The 13,144-nt window shown below is 67.3% G+C and carries 12 protein-coding genes; all 12 read right to left on the bottom strand.

Translation table 11 applies throughout. The annotated features are described in order from the left end of the window. Positions 1 to 8: 8 nt before the first annotated feature. The gene (locus ACFYW8_RS10925; protein WP_389070622.1) at positions 9 to 419 is read right to left on the bottom strand and encodes a head decoration protein; all 411 of its coding nucleotides are present in this window, start codon (positions 417 to 419) and stop codon (positions 9 to 11) included. A 115-nt stretch (positions 420 to 534) separates the two neighbouring features. Further along, a complete protein-coding gene (locus ACFYW8_RS10930) occupies positions 535 to 1,233 on the bottom strand; it encodes a hypothetical protein (protein ID WP_389070625.1) in 699 nt (232 codons plus the stop codon). 779 nt (positions 1,234 to 2,012) lie between these two features. Then, entirely contained in the window at positions 2,013 to 3,005 is a 993-nt protein-coding gene (locus ACFYW8_RS10935) for a VOC family protein (RefSeq protein WP_389071146.1), read from the bottom strand. Between the two features lie 253 nt (positions 3,006 to 3,258). Next, positions 3,259 to 3,588, bottom strand: coding sequence for a DUF6313 family protein (locus ACFYW8_RS10940; protein ID WP_389070629.1), 330 nt, complete (start codon positions 3,586 to 3,588; stop codon positions 3,259 to 3,261). A gap of 112 nt (positions 3,589 to 3,700) precedes the next feature. Continuing rightward, on the bottom strand, positions 3,701 to 5,539 hold the full coding sequence (locus ACFYW8_RS10945; protein WP_389070632.1) for a hypothetical protein: 1,839 nt from the start codon (positions 5,537 to 5,539) through the stop codon (positions 3,701 to 3,703). Positions 5,540 to 5,598: 59 nt separating this feature from the next. After that, positions 5,599 to 6,765 carry a TIGR02391 family protein gene (locus ACFYW8_RS10950; RefSeq protein WP_389070636.1) on the bottom strand — a complete coding sequence of 389 codons (1,167 nt, stop codon included), beginning with the start codon at positions 6,763 to 6,765 and terminating at the stop codon, positions 5,599 to 5,601. 118 nt (positions 6,766 to 6,883) lie between these two features. After that, positions 6,884 to 7,198, bottom strand: a complete 315-nt coding sequence (locus ACFYW8_RS10955) for a hypothetical protein (protein WP_389070640.1) — start codon at positions 7,196 to 7,198, stop codon at positions 6,884 to 6,886. Positions 7,199 to 7,262: 64 nt separating this feature from the next. Further along, positions 7,263 to 8,816 carry a terminase large subunit domain-containing protein gene (locus ACFYW8_RS10960; RefSeq protein WP_389070644.1) on the bottom strand — a complete coding sequence of 518 codons (1,554 nt, stop codon included), beginning with the start codon at positions 8,814 to 8,816 and terminating at the stop codon, positions 7,263 to 7,265. Beyond that, the gene (locus tag ACFYW8_RS10965) at positions 8,800 to 9,348 is read right to left on the bottom strand and encodes a hypothetical protein (protein WP_389070648.1); all 549 of its coding nucleotides are present in this window, start codon (positions 9,346 to 9,348) and stop codon (positions 8,800 to 8,802) included. Before ACFYW8_RS10965 ends, ACFYW8_RS10960 begins: the two co-directional genes overlap by 17 nt. A 679-nt stretch (positions 9,349 to 10,027) precedes the next feature. Further along, complete coding sequence (locus tag ACFYW8_RS10970; RefSeq protein ID WP_389070651.1) at positions 10,028 to 11,464, bottom strand: ParB N-terminal domain-containing protein; 1,437 nt, start codon at positions 11,462 to 11,464, stop codon at positions 10,028 to 10,030. After that, entirely contained in the window at positions 11,461 to 12,216 is a 756-nt protein-coding gene (locus tag ACFYW8_RS10975) for a ParB N-terminal domain-containing protein (protein ID WP_389070654.1), read from the bottom strand. The genes ACFYW8_RS10970 and ACFYW8_RS10975 overlap by 4 nt, the downstream gene beginning before the upstream one ends. A gap of 60 nt (positions 12,217 to 12,276) precedes the next feature. Then, the gene (locus tag ACFYW8_RS10980) at positions 12,277 to 13,140 is read right to left on the bottom strand and encodes a DUF2637 domain-containing protein (protein ID WP_389070659.1); all 864 of its coding nucleotides are present in this window, start codon (positions 13,138 to 13,140) and stop codon (positions 12,277 to 12,279) included. Positions 13,141 to 13,144 lie beyond the last annotated feature (4 nt).

The raw sequence follows: 13,144 nt of genomic DNA on the forward strand, positions 1-13,144 counted from the left end.
AGGCTCCTTCACGCGAACCGGATCTGGCAGATGGCGGACGGGGCGACCGCTGCAACGGCGACCGGGAGCTTCGCGGTCTTCACCGAGCCGTGCCACAGCAGCGCGGCAGGGACCTTCGTCTGCGACGGCGCGAACAGCACCTCGGCGAACACGAAGCCGGCCAGGTTCTGCCGCCCGTCGGAGGCACCCGTGGAGTAGAGGCCGAACAGGCCCGAGGCGGTGATCTTGCCGACGGGAATGCCGGACAGGAACCGGCTGTAGGGGATGTTCGTATCCGTCGAGGGCACGTAGTGGGTGCCGGACGTGAAGGTGGACATGTCGAGGGTGATGGAGTCGATCTCACCGGTGCCGTGGAGGCTGGCAAGCCAGGAGCGGTCGGCTGTCAGGTTCTGGGTGAAAGAGACCGGCTGAACGGTCATGAGTCCTCCGGACGCGACGAAGCGGGTGATCGTCCACTCACCGGTTGGTGGCGTCGTCCACGGGAGGAAGGGGGCGTGGTCCCCGCAGGTCCGGCCTTAGCCCACCGGTGGGAAGTCAGTTGCCCGTCGCGAAGCCGCGCTGGCGGGCCATGTCCGCCCCGTGCTGGCCAGGCTTGGGCATCGTGCCGCCGCGCGGCGGCGGCCCGCCCGCAGGAGAACCGCCAGGCGCGGCGGGCGGCGCCGGGGCGGTGACGGCGAACAGCTCGGGCCTGCGCACCTTCAGGGCTTCAGCGGCCTCGGCGATGGTGTCCTCGCCGGCGTCGTCCTCGACGACCAGGAGCCGTTCCGCGTCCTTCAAGTCGTCGCCGGTCGCGCCGAGCGCCACCAGGACGGAGCGGCGAACCGCGGCGCGTTCACGGACAATGGCCTGGGCCTCGCGTGCGGCAGCTGCGGCGGAGGCCTCGGCGGCCGCCTGCTCGCGGCGCTCGATTTCGGAGAGCTGCGCGGCCTGCGCGTCGCGCTGCTGCTGCACGAACGTGGTCAGGTCGTCAGTCTTGGCGAACCCCAACTGTTCGACGAGCTTGCGGATCGCAGCGCGTTCGCCTTGCTGCTTCTCGCGGGCCAGGAGCCGGTTCAGCGCGTCCTGGTCGACCGGCTGTCCGGACGCTGGCGGCGCAGTCGGATCGGTGTTCGGGGCGGTCGGCAGCAGCTGATTGGACGGATCCGTGGGGTCTGCGCCCATGATCGGGTAGATGGGGCGGCCGTCACGCCGGTAGCCGACGGGCGTACGGGGGTTGGGCAGCAGCCTGTCCATGCGGGATCCAGTCCTCCAGCAGCAGCGCCCCCGCGCCGTCGATCAGTGTAGCCACAGCCCTGGACACGTCACCGGGCATGCACGCGGGCCCCGCCGGATCGGATCGCCCTTGCCCTCCGGCGTGGCGGTGTCGGCAGACCGCCGCCCAGACCCGCCTCCGACGTCGGCTCCTCCGCGCTGCGATGCGCCACCCTGAGCCCGGTCTGGGGCCACCAGAACGAGCGATGTGACACCGACGTCGACCCGTCGGAGTCCAGCAGCACCTGATACGCCGTACGTCCATCCGGCCAGTCCAGCCGGGCCGTGACCGACGCATGCCGCCACCCGCCCGAGACACGCACCCACAGAGCGGGCGGATCGGTGGGCGGCCAGGTCCGCACCTGCGGCTTGGGACCGTCCCCCTCTCGCCACGGCCGTGCCTCCACCGCATCACCAGACGACCCCGCGCCTGGGTCGCTCGGTACGGGAGCCATCTCGCCGCCATACGATCTATCGCTCATACATTCGAATGTAGTGGAGAGGGCGCCCTCGGCACACTCTGCGCGGGTGCTGACCCCTCGCAACGAAGGCTGAGCGATTCTCAGCGAAGGCTGGTGACCGGCTTCCCTTCTCGCCGATGGTTAAGGACTCTGGCCAGAGCGTTGCGCGGAGCGGCGGAAGAGGAGGCGTCGCATCTCCTACCGTGTGCTGGCTCGCCCGTCAGTACGCCCGCCGAGGACTGAACAGGGTTCTGACCTGCGGCGTGCCCACCCGACGATGTGGGATGTCACCTCCGGGCTCTACGACGCGGGCTCAGTCTTGATCACCGCGAAGGTGGCTCCCTGCGGGTCCTGGACCATAGACACTCGGCCGACCGCCGTGTCGACTGGCGACATCAACACCGTGCCGCCCCGTTTCACTAGCAGGTCGACCACCTGGTCGATATCGTCCACCTCGAAGTGCGGGAGCCACTGCGGAGGCATAGCGAGTGGGTCGTTCTCTAGTGTTGTTGCGCCGCCCACGGTCCTACCGCCAGCGTTGATGGTCCAGTAGTCCTGGCCATCCGCCTCTGGAGTGAACTCGACGCCGAAGACGGCGCTGTAGAAGGCCTTGGCGGCCTCGATGTCACTGGTGTGCAGCTCGCTCCAAGTCAGCGCGCCGGACTGGTTGACCACCTCGGCGCCGAGGAAGTCCAGCGGCTGCCAGACGCCGAATACCGCCCCCGTCGGGTCCGAGGCGATCAGCATCCGGCCGTCGGTGCTGACGTCGATGACGGGAAGAATCACCGTGCCACCCGCCTGTTCGATCGCCTTCATGGTGGCGTCTGCGTCGTTGGTCGATAGGTAGGTGATCCAGGGGGTTGGCAGCGTAGACACACCTCCCTCATCGGGCGGAGAGGCAATGCCCGCCACTCGCTTGCCGTTGAGCGTGCACATGGCGTAGCCGTCGGCCTCGGTGGGATCGACCTCGCCCTGCCAGCCGAAGAGGTCGCGGTACAACTCCAACGCAGCCTGCTGGCCCTCGGCCACCAGTTCGATCCAGCACGGGGTACCGGGCACATATGAGAGGGACGCGTTGTACTTCTCGACGAGGGTGTTGACCGCCTGTGCAGTCGGTGGTGCCTCTGCGGCGGAACGCGCAACGTCTGCGGCGAATCGGCTCAAGGCGTCCCGGTCGACTGCCACCGGGGCGGACTCGGTGATCAGCTCTTGCGCCATCTGCTCGGCGGTCTTGTCCACCATGCCTCCCAGGATGTCACTCACCTTGAACTGCCGCGCCGCCGCTTGCAACATGTGCACCAGGCGAGTCTCAACTTGGCGGGGGCCCACATGGTCCACATCGCCCAGTCCTCCGCCCATGCTCGGCGATGCTTCCTGGGCACCTGATCTATGTCGGGGGGCACGCTGAGGAAGTGGTCGACGGTCTCGTGCCAACACTGCTCAGCTGCAATCTCATCGTCGTCGTGGACGGCAACGATGAGATCGACAAAGGCTTTGGTCGGACCCAGCGCCAGGACCTTGAGGGGCCGGATCTCGTCGAAGGGATTCATTGCGGCCCACCCCGTCGCATGTTGAGGGCCTCTTCACGTGCTGGCTTTCCCGACCGACGCTTGCCAGCCTGTTCTGCGATGACGAAAGCCGCTACTCCACCGATGAAGGCTGGTACGACGGCCCATCCGACGATGGAGAGCGGCCATGACAATCCGGGAAGCGGAGCGCCTACGGCGGTCTTGCGTCCGACCAGGATCTCCCAGGTGTCGGGCCAGCCAGGTCCCCAGATCAAGTTGATGATGAACAGCACGACGATCACGCAGAGGACCCACCAGGCTTTCCGTACGAGCCAGAAGCCGATCTTGCCAAGGGTCTCCCCGACCATGTGATCCTCCAGACCATTAGCGGATCATGGCCGTCCAATATCGACCGTAGCCGGGGTCAAGCTGGCCCGCGACCGCAGTTCAGCACTCAATGTTCGGTGAGAAGCTCAACGTTCACTGCGAGAGGTCAGGTGCTGCCGGGGCAGCGAGCGGCACTGTGGGTATCGGATCCGCCTCTGACAGACCCAGGTATTTGCGTACGACCGAGTTGTCGCCGGTCGCATCGGCGAGTCGGGCGGCCTGGTCGAAGGCCCGCTTCTGGATGCGTTCGATTTCCTCGGCGACGTCCTCGATCGGATAACCGGCCTCCTGCAGCATGCGGACCGCGGTCTCCAGGGAGAACACGTTCGCCGCGTAGCCTGCGGTGACGTCGTTGAGGACGGTCGTCCGGTCGGTGGGGGTGTGCGCACCCCACGCCAGTCGGGCAGGCAGCGACTCGCCGGCGGGCCACTCCTGCCCGGCCTGGTGCAGGCGCTGCACCAGGCGTAGCAGCAGCTGGTACTTGTGATCGCGGGCCAGGCGCATCCCGCCGACGAGGGAGTCGAGCGGGCCGAGCGCGAGCTGCAGAGCGTACCCGGATGGCACCTTGGCCACATCGAGGGTGCCAAGCCCGGCCGTGGTCAGCCGAGTGTTGGAGGCCAGCCGGTCAAGCAGGTGGTCAACGCGCTGGCGGAGCTCGGCGAGCTGTGCCGAGGTGTCCAGGGCGTCCATGCGGCCGTTGTCGGACAGCTGCCACACCGTCCCTGCCTCCACGCGCACCGGCAGCGGCTGGCCGGTGGAGCGGTCAATGGGCAACCGTGCCCCGGCGAGAGCCACGATCGGTGTGCCCGTGGTCGACGACGCGGACGCGCTGTCGGTGTCGGTGGCCTGCAGCTCGTCCATCAGCTGCAGAACGGTCGCCAGCGTGGGCTTGCCCCAGTGTTCGCCGACGTCGGGGATCGAGTTGGGGACGTGCACGACCGGGATGAAGTCCACCATCAGGTCGAGCCGGTCGAGGACTTGTCCGTCGGAGCGCACCCTGTAGGCGGCCTTGTTGACGGGCAGACTGAACACGTCGTGCGCGGAGCCAAGGTCTTCCAGCAGCCATTCGGCGTCGGTCAGATAGCACGTCGTCGACGACGGTTTGCCCGGCGCCCACGGGTAGGTGCGGGTCACTGTGCCGGTGAGCGCGTCGAGGGTGTCTCCGACAATCAGCGCAGGGTCGCCGTCCGCGCCGGCTACCTGCTCGCGGATTGCACGGCCGTCACTGGTCTGGCCAGGCGCTGTGGCGGGCCCAATCGGGCCGAGCTCGTAGGTGATGCGCCGCACGCGGTCCTTGAGGCCGCGCACCGGGTCGGCGGACAGCTCCCACGCGAAGTGCACCCGCTGCGGGTACTCCTGGGCGTCCTGCTCACCCTCGTCCCACTCGGGGAAGTACCAGCCCGGGTCGTATGTGCGCAGCAGCACGCGCCGCTTGGACGGCTCCCACGCCAGGGTGTAGACGCCGTCGCCGCTACGCACCGCGCACCGTTCGGCCTGCTGGATGCGCAGCGGCAGCAACTCCTTGTCCGCCCAGGAGCGCAGCTTGTCCTGCAGGTCAGCAGCCGCTTTGGCCTCCGGGGTCGGCTGCTCGCCTGCCTGGTCGGGTCGCTCGGCTCCGGGCACCACGATGGTCTGCTCCGCGCCCAGCAGATAACTGAGGGTGGTGTCGATCAGCTTGGACGGATCGCCCAACTCGCGGCGCTCCACGCCGTGATGGTCATCACCGGTGACGGAGGCGAGCTGCCCGGCCTGGTTGGAGTCGTAGGCGGCCAAGAACTTGTAGGCCGCCAAGCGGCGCAGGTCCTCGGCGGGTACCCACGAGTTGTTCAGCTCGGGGAACGCATGGGGGCCCGGCCTGCTGGGGTGAGCCATCGCCTGCTTGTAGTTGAGCCACGACCAGGCGTCGATGAGCAGTTCACGCAGGTGCCTCACGGGTGCCCCTCCAGGCGACCGGGCCCCGCGCCCGCATCCAGCTTAGATGCGGCGTGCGATCACGGACCCGCCGCGGCGGCCTTGCGCTTGTCGTCCTCGATATCGAGACGCCGCATGAGGAAACTGGCGAACACCAGCATCTCCTCGGCCTCATCACGGGCATCCTTCGCGTCCGGCCCGTGCATTCGAGGGTTGCGCAGCGCGGCCGTCGCGCCCTTGAAGAGGAACTGCATGCCGTTCTGCTCGCTCTCCAGCGAACTGCCCGTGGACCGGGTCACCGTGAGTTGCGGAGGACCCGGCTTAGCACCAAAGGCAATACCCATGAGCCTCTCACCGATCTCGCTGACACCGACCAGCGTCTGCACTCGATGCTCCACCGCCTGGAACGCGCGAGCCACCGCATCGACGAAGAAGCCGCTGCTGAACCGCTCGGCCACGACATCCGCGATCAGCGGATGCAGCATGCAGGTGACGTGCATGGCCTCCGCCGCGTCCACGTCCGCGACCAGGACGTCCGGTATGGCCTTCGGCATCGGAGCGACATCAGGAACCGGGCTTTTATGGAAGAGCGTGTTGTCGGCCTCAACCCGCGTCGGCCCCAGCACCTGCTCACGGATGCGCCAGTACTCATCTACCTGTCGCACGTCAGCGAACGGTCGAATGTCCCGATCGAAGGCCAGCTTCCAGTCGTAGGTGTCCGTAGCGTGATTGCCCCCGCGAAAGCAGGGCTCGTACCGCCCGAGCGCGTAGCTGGTGAACAAAACCTGCTTGGCCACCAAGTCCCGATTGACAATGCTCGGCAACTCGACCTGGGCCGGCATCAGATCTTCCACGTCGTTGGGCCGCAACTCGGGCAGCACACCAGGCTCCTCGGGCACAAAATGGGGCTCGATCGATGCTGCTCTGCGCACCATGGTGAGGAAGATGTCGATAAGAAACGCGCTTCTGGTGCAGTTCGCAGCGCCAGCAACCGTTAGAGACAGCTCTGTCGCACTCTGCGGAAGCCGCCACAGGCCAGCGTCCACACCCCGTAGCAGCGCAGGGCACAACTGTTGCACGGCCTCCTCGAACTTCAGACCGGACGCATAAAGCTTCCGATCGACGTAGTCGAAGGTCGGCCAGCAAAGCGAGTCGGCGAAGTACTGCCAGACCAGGTCGAGAAGAGCTTGGCCGTGCTCGCCGCTAGGCCGTGGCATTCCCTCCGGCGCGATGGTCCGATCGGTCACGTGCTGTCCCCCAGCGTCCTAGTTTGAGCAATGGGCGCAGGTTACTACGGCACCCTGCCCCACCGGTTGGGAGTTTCGTCCAGCCGATCACGAGCATCGTGCACCGCGAGCCGTGCTGCTACGGAGTGGCCGTGTCGGCGCACCCGAGCATCCACATCGCATACCTCTGGTCACGCTGCTCTGAGTCCAACAGGTTGTCCCACGCGGCCTGGCACTGCTTGCCGTTCGGCGTCTTGCCCACGGCCCGGATGTTCGCCCTGGCGGCGCGACCTGCCTTGAGCGAGGCGTCCAGGCGGGCCTGCGCGGAGGCTTTGATCTGATCCGAGGTGGGCGTTGCGGGCGCCTCATCCGAGGTGGGCCACAGCAGGACCGCGCCGGCGACGACGGCCGCGCACACGACTGCTGCGGCGGCGACTTTCCCCCTGGTCAACATGGGCCAAGAGGGTAACAGCCGCACCTGGAAGGGCCGTTGGGCTTTATGGGGCCGTTTCCGGGGGTCATCGGCGTCCGCCGAGGCGGTCGTCGTGGATGTGTCCGGCGACAGCGGCGAGCTGGTCAGGGTCAGCGAGTTCGGTCAGTCCGTGGACGGCGGCGTCCATCCGGTCAGGGGAGTCCATTCCAACGACCCAGGTGACCATCTGGTCCTCCAGGGCGACGTGGGCGCCAACATGGTGGATGAGGCCTTGCTCGTACAGCTGGGCGATAGGTTCGGCGCGTAGGCGTTTGCCGACCTTGGCGGTGACTTCGAGGACGCGGGGCATCAGCTGTCCGCCGGTGGTGCCGTCGCGGCGCAGCTGTTCCCAGGCTTGGGAGAGGACTTGCCGGGCCATGTCGCCGCCGTAGTTGGACTCCACCACGATGGCGTCGGCCGTGAGGGACATCGCGAGGCGGCACGCTGTGAGGCCCCAGTCGTTGGCGCCCATGGATGCGGAACGGTCCTCGAGGACGTACAGGTGGCCGTCGAAGCCGCGGGCGGCTCCGATGATCCCGGTCTCGTCACCCACGGCGGACTCTCCGCCAGCGGGGTCGACGGCGACGATGATGCGGGCCATATCGAGGCCACCGAACTCGACGGTGGTGATGCGGTGGTCCGTGATCCAGGCGCGCTGCCATACGCCGCCCTCTGGGGGGCGCGGCTTTTGCTGGTAGAGGGCTGCCCACACGCGTTCTCCCACACGGCGGCGGGTGACGGCATGATGATCGGCGCCGAAGCGTTCGGGCCACAGCGGCTCGTCCAACTCGCGGCCAAGGGGATCGTTGGGTGAGTCGGCGAGCGCGGGCAGGTCGATGACGTGCCACTCGTTGGCCTGTGCGTCGGCGAGGATCCGGCCGGCGAGATCGTCTTCGTTCCAGCGGGTCTGGATGACGCAGATCGCGCCGTCGGGCTCCAGGCGGGTCTGGAGCACCGACTGCCACCATTCCCACGTTTTGCGGCGCATGTTCGGGGAGTCGGCGGAGGCCATGTCCTGTACGGGGTCGTCGACGAGGGCGATGGTGGCGCCCTTACCGGTGAGGCTGCCGCCGATGCCCGCGGCGACGAGGCCGCCTTGGTGGCCTTGGATGTCGAAGCGCATTGCCGCGCGGCTGGACGGGTTGAGGTGGATGCCGAGTTCGTCGCCCCATGTCTCGATGGCGTCGCGGATCCACCGGGAGTGTTCCTCGGCGAGGTCTCCTGAGTAGGAGGCGATCATGACGCGACGGTCAGGGTGCTGGCGCAGGTACCACAGGGGTGCCCAGCGAGAGGCCCGGCGCGACTTGCCGTGACGCGGCGGCATCGTGATCATGACGCGGTCGGCCCGGCCCTCGGCCATGTCGATCCACGCCTGGTCTATGAGGTGGAGGTGGCGAGCCTGCATCTCACGGCGTTCCGTGAGGACTGCAGCGAGCGCCCCCGGCGACGCATCCATGGCGATGGAGCGTTCGATGCGGGCGAGTTGGGCACGCAGTTCGGGGGAGGCTTTCGCCGCCAGGGCGCGGCGCACCGCCGGCGGTCTGCTGCGATAGGCGGCCAGCGCCTTGGCTTCACGCTCGCTACTACTCGTCCGAGCCACTCGCGGCCTCCTCCGATATACCGATGAGGGCTTCGAGCTCGTCGAGTGCGATGACGGTGAGCTCGCTGTCCGAGCTGGGAGGCGTGACGATCTCAGTCTTGGCTGGCTTGTCGAGGCCGTTCATGCGAGCGCGGCGCTCCATGATGCGCAGGGCGCGGTCGATGGCAGGCAGGTCACCGTCCTTGACGGCCTGCCGGTAGGCGACGAAGAACAAGCGGTCCAGGCGCAGGTTCTCCACCGCGCGCAGCTCGTCGGCCTTCTCGTCCTGCTCGGTGGTGCGCTCCTTCAGAGCCTGCCGTACGTCCTTACAGGCGGCGTTTATCAGCTGTTCATCACCGGGCGGCTCTTGACCCTTTTTGTACCGTTCGATGCCGTAGCCCTGGGGGTAGGCAATCCGGTCGGAGTTGATGCCGGGGTCTGCGGCGAGCTTGCGGCCCACGGTGAGCCAGTCCACGCCGGCAAGGCGTAGGTCGATGGCGTCCGCGCGACGCTGCGTTATGGCGGCGCGGGTGGCCTTATCGGGGCGTCCCACGGGGCGGCGATCCTTCCGGTTGCGCCCCCGCGCCCCACCCACATGATTCCGTATGGCACCGACGGACAGGCCGTCGCGACCTTCACGCGCGAGTTGGGCGCGGAAGCGGGGCGGCGCACTGCCGCCCCGCCTCCGGGCGTCACATGAGTGTGAGCTGGTCCGGGTGGTCGGCGGGCGGCTCGGGCGGCATGGGCGGAACGTCTGGCGCGTCGCGGTTCGAGCGCAGCCACCAGGCGAACTGCCAGTTTCGGCATGTTCGGTACAGGTACTGGCCGCGCCTCTCAGCGAAGCCGGGTATCGACTGCTCGCCCCATCCGAAGATAGGGCGGGCGTTTTCGAGAGTCACCTGAAGACCGCGCACGAGGGCGGGACCTTCCCATTGGTTTCCCTCGGCATACTCGAAAGCCAGGTGCGCGTTGCTCGACCAATCCCAGGGATGAGGGAGGGCACACGTATACCAGGCAAGGGGCGGGTTCTCCGCCGGCAGTGTGACGCTTTGGCGGGGCGCCCGCGGGTTGACCGGGTAGCGGTCTGGCACCCCGAACGACTCCAGGCAGTGCTTTTCGAGGTTGACGTTACGAACCCCAACCAACCACATGATCAGGTATGGCGCGGTTGTGGTTAATCCGACCCTCACGGGCGGCTTTTGCATTACTCGGATCCCCCCTCTGCATGAGACCTAGGGAACTTCCCTTTCTTTAACCAATTTTACCAAATTTTCCACGAGCCGCTTATGGCGACCATGCCTGAATTCGTTCGGATAGGGCATATTGAATTCTTCATCGAGGGCTTTCTCATAATCGAGGTCGGAAAGCCTGATGGGGTTTCTGCACACGGCGCGCAGCGTTGCGTTGGAGCGGCCGGCGACGGTCACTTCCCCGAAGTACGCCTGCAGGAGTTCGGCCAGCGACTCAGGGGTGTGGAAACGGATCCTCATCCACTTGCCCTGCATGAACCGCATGTCGACGTGCTCGGAGTCGAGGAACGTCAGACGTGAGGATTCCCTGCTCGTGGAGTGCTGCGACTTCTCGAATGCCTGCTCGGCCAGCAGGTTGCGGGTGCCGATGCACACCGTGCCGTCGGCCGCGCACAGCGCATTTACCGCAGTGAGGACCCAGTGCTGGTAGTCCAGCGACGTGGTGGCGTTGATGACCGAGTCGAGGACGACCACGTCGTACAGGCCGTGCTCGCGCAGCCCCGTCTCGATGGTGCGGACCATCGACACGACGCCCTTGATGTCGACGGCGTACTTCCCGGGGGTGGTTCTGTAGGGCTCGTAGTCGTCGATGAGGTAGCCCTCGGGGCGCAGCTTCTTGGCGTAGTCGCCGTGGCCGGCGCCGAAGTCGACCACTCGCATGTCGGGGCGCTTCCGCAGCCGCGGGAGTACCAGCTTCTCCCACACCTCACTCTTGTACGCCAGCTTCCCCTGCTTGCGCAGCGAGGTGTATTGGCGCAGCCGCTTGGGCTGCACGATGTGCTGGTTGTAGACCGGCGCCTGCTCTTCCAGGCCGGTCCAGTCATACACGCCGTACTCGCCGGTGAGGTCGGCGACCAGCTGGGCGGCGTCCAGGGATGGGCAGGTCCAGGCGAGGACGTCGAAGTGGTTCTTCGCGGCGACGACCGCGTACTCGGCGTTGAGGGCAATGCGGCCTTGGTCGTCGATGACGACGCTGCCCCACGCTCCGTGTCCGCCGGTCATGAACGAGATCGCCTGCTGGAACGGCTTGTTGCGGGACTCGGCGACCTCGATCGTCTGCCACGGGATCCATGACCACTCGCCGAAGGACCCGGGCTGGGCGTACACAACGCTCGCCTCGGTCTCCACCCTGTTGTGCAGGAGGTTGAACTGGATCTCGTCACTCAGGCGGACCTTGGTGCCGAGCATGACGGCAGGGGTGTGCGTCATTCCGAGCGCGGTCATTGCTTTGGTTCTCTGGTGGCCTGCGACCAGCGTCCCGTCAGCGTTGAGGATGACCGGCTTTACGATGCCGTGCCGACGGATAGATGCCCTCAGCCGCTCGAAGGCTTCCTCGGACAGGTGGCGCGGGTTGTAGTCGGCGGGGCGCAGGTTCTTGAGCGGGTACGCCTCGTAGAACGTCGTGGTGGGGGCACTCATGCGTCCTCGTCCTCCCGGCCCTCGTCGCTGGCTCCGCCGGCGCCGTCCGCGGGGCTGTCCTGGCCCGAGGCCGCTTCCACACCGACGGCCGGAGCCTCGGCGGTCTCGGTGTGGGCCTCCTGCAGCAGGTGCCAGCCGAAGCCGAGGTCAGAGCGGGACTCGGTGAGGTACCGCTCGTAGATGGCGTTGAGGGTTTCCACCTCGGCTGCGGTGATCTGCACGCGGATGGTGGACCACTGCAGGTAGCCCCACTGCAGGTACTCCAGCTTGGCCATGGACCCGGTTCCCGCGCCGTCGGAGGGCAGGTCGATCGTGTCGGGCAGGGCCCGGCTGTCGAGCAGCTTGTCCAGGGCATTCTGGTCGTAGCCGGTGCCGTCGAGGTCGGGCAGCTCTTCCAGGATGTCGGCCAGCAGATCACTGTCGTACCCGGCGAGGTCGGAGGTGCGGTTATCGACGACGACGATGCGGGCGGCGTCCTCGTCGGTCACGTCGATGAACGTCGCCGCGATCTGCTGCCAGCCGAGCTGCTTGGCTGCGGCCCAGGTGTGGTTGCCTGCCAGGATCTCGTTTGGACGGCCGGTGTGGGTGCCGCGGTTGATGACGATGGCCTTGTACTGGCCGTTGACGCGGAGCGATTCGGCGATGGCATCGACGTCGCCGGTGCGCGGGTTGCGGTAGTACTCGGTCAGATCGCCGATCGGCACGGCCAGCGGCAGCAGCGACTCGGGGATGCGGGCGGGCGCAGCACTCACAGCAGGAGTCCTTCGTGTAGGAGCGTGCCCCCGCGCCCTACGCCCGCCCACACTAGAGGATCAGGCGCCCAGCAGCTCCAGCTGCGTGTCAGCGGCAGGCTTGCGGGCCGCACGCAAAAGGTCCCGGGCCCGCGTCTCGCCCTTGCCTATGTCGACGGCCCACTGGGGCGCTGTCAGCTTGGCCCGCTCCGGCAGCGCCTCGCGGGTCAGGGCGATCCGCTGCTCCTCGGTGCTGCACTCCTCGTACAGCACCGCCCATGGTCTGCTGGTGTCCGGCTGCAGCGCGGGCCGATGCCGCTGCTGGCGCTGCTGCCCGCTGTCGCCAGTGGGCTCGTCCTGCTGGTCGGGCTCGGGCTGGTGCTGCTGCTCGGCGTCGACCTGCTGTTCCGGCTGCTGGCCAGTGCTGTTCTCTTGGACTGCCAGATCTTCCTCCGGTGCTGCTGCTGGCGGTGCCGCCGGGGCAGACGCTGGCGCATGCTGTGGTGCGGTCACGGGCTGCTGCAGCAGTGCGCGCAGCTCTTGCATACCCATCTCCAGGGCGATCATCTGGGCGAGCGGTGCGACGGTGGCCACCGCCCACCCCCCAGCGGTGCGTGGGGCGTTGGAGACGTTGAAGCCCCAACTGACGAGAGTGAACCCGATCGCGACCGTCCAGTACGGCCTGGTGGAGCGGTTGCCCGCCAGGGCTCGGACGACGCCGACCGAGCCAAGGACGATGCCGCCGTCGACGAGGACAGGGAACATCCACGCGCTGTGCTGAGGAACGGCGTTGCTGATTGCGACGCGGTGCAGTGCCTCGTACGACATGCGGAAGCCCACAGACTCGAACGCGGCGACCGCGGCGAGGAATACGGCGGTGACCAGCACTCTGGTCGGCCTGGTGCGGCCGGGTGCCGCAGGCGCTGTACGGTACGGATCAGGCATGGGA

The organism is Streptomyces sp. NPDC002742 (assembly GCF_042888885.1).
Classification (GTDB): Bacteria; Actinomycetota; Actinomycetes; order Streptomycetales; family Streptomycetaceae; genus Streptomyces.

What these genes read in the sequence shown, in the direction of transcription:
- ACFYW8_RS10940 (WP_389070629.1), bottom strand. Translation starts at nt 3,588, where the DNA reads ATGGTCGGGGAGACCCTTGGCAAGATCGGCTTCTGGCTCGTACGGAAA.
- ACFYW8_RS10980 (WP_389070659.1), bottom strand. Translation starts at nt 13,140, where the DNA reads ATGCCTGATCCGTACCGTACAGCGCCTGCGGCACCCGGCCGCACCAGG.
- ACFYW8_RS10955 (WP_389070640.1), bottom strand. Translation starts at nt 7,198, where the DNA reads ATGTTGACCAGGGGGAAAGTCGCCGCCGCAGCAGTCGTGTGCGCGGCC.
- ACFYW8_RS10970 (WP_389070651.1), bottom strand. Translation starts at nt 11,464, where the DNA reads ATGAGTGCCCCCACCACGACGTTCTACGAGGCGTACCCGCTCAAGAAC.
- ACFYW8_RS10935 (WP_389071146.1), bottom strand. Translation starts at nt 3,005, where the DNA reads ATGTTGCAAGCGGCGGCGCGGCAGTTCAAGGTGAGTGACATCCTGGGA.
- ACFYW8_RS10930 (WP_389070625.1), bottom strand. Translation starts at nt 1,233, where the DNA reads ATGGACAGGCTGCTGCCCAACCCCCGTACGCCCGTCGGCTACCGGCGT.
- ACFYW8_RS10925 (WP_389070622.1), bottom strand. Translation starts at nt 419, where the DNA reads ATGACCGTTCAGCCGGTCTCTTTCACCCAGAACCTGACAGCCGACCGC.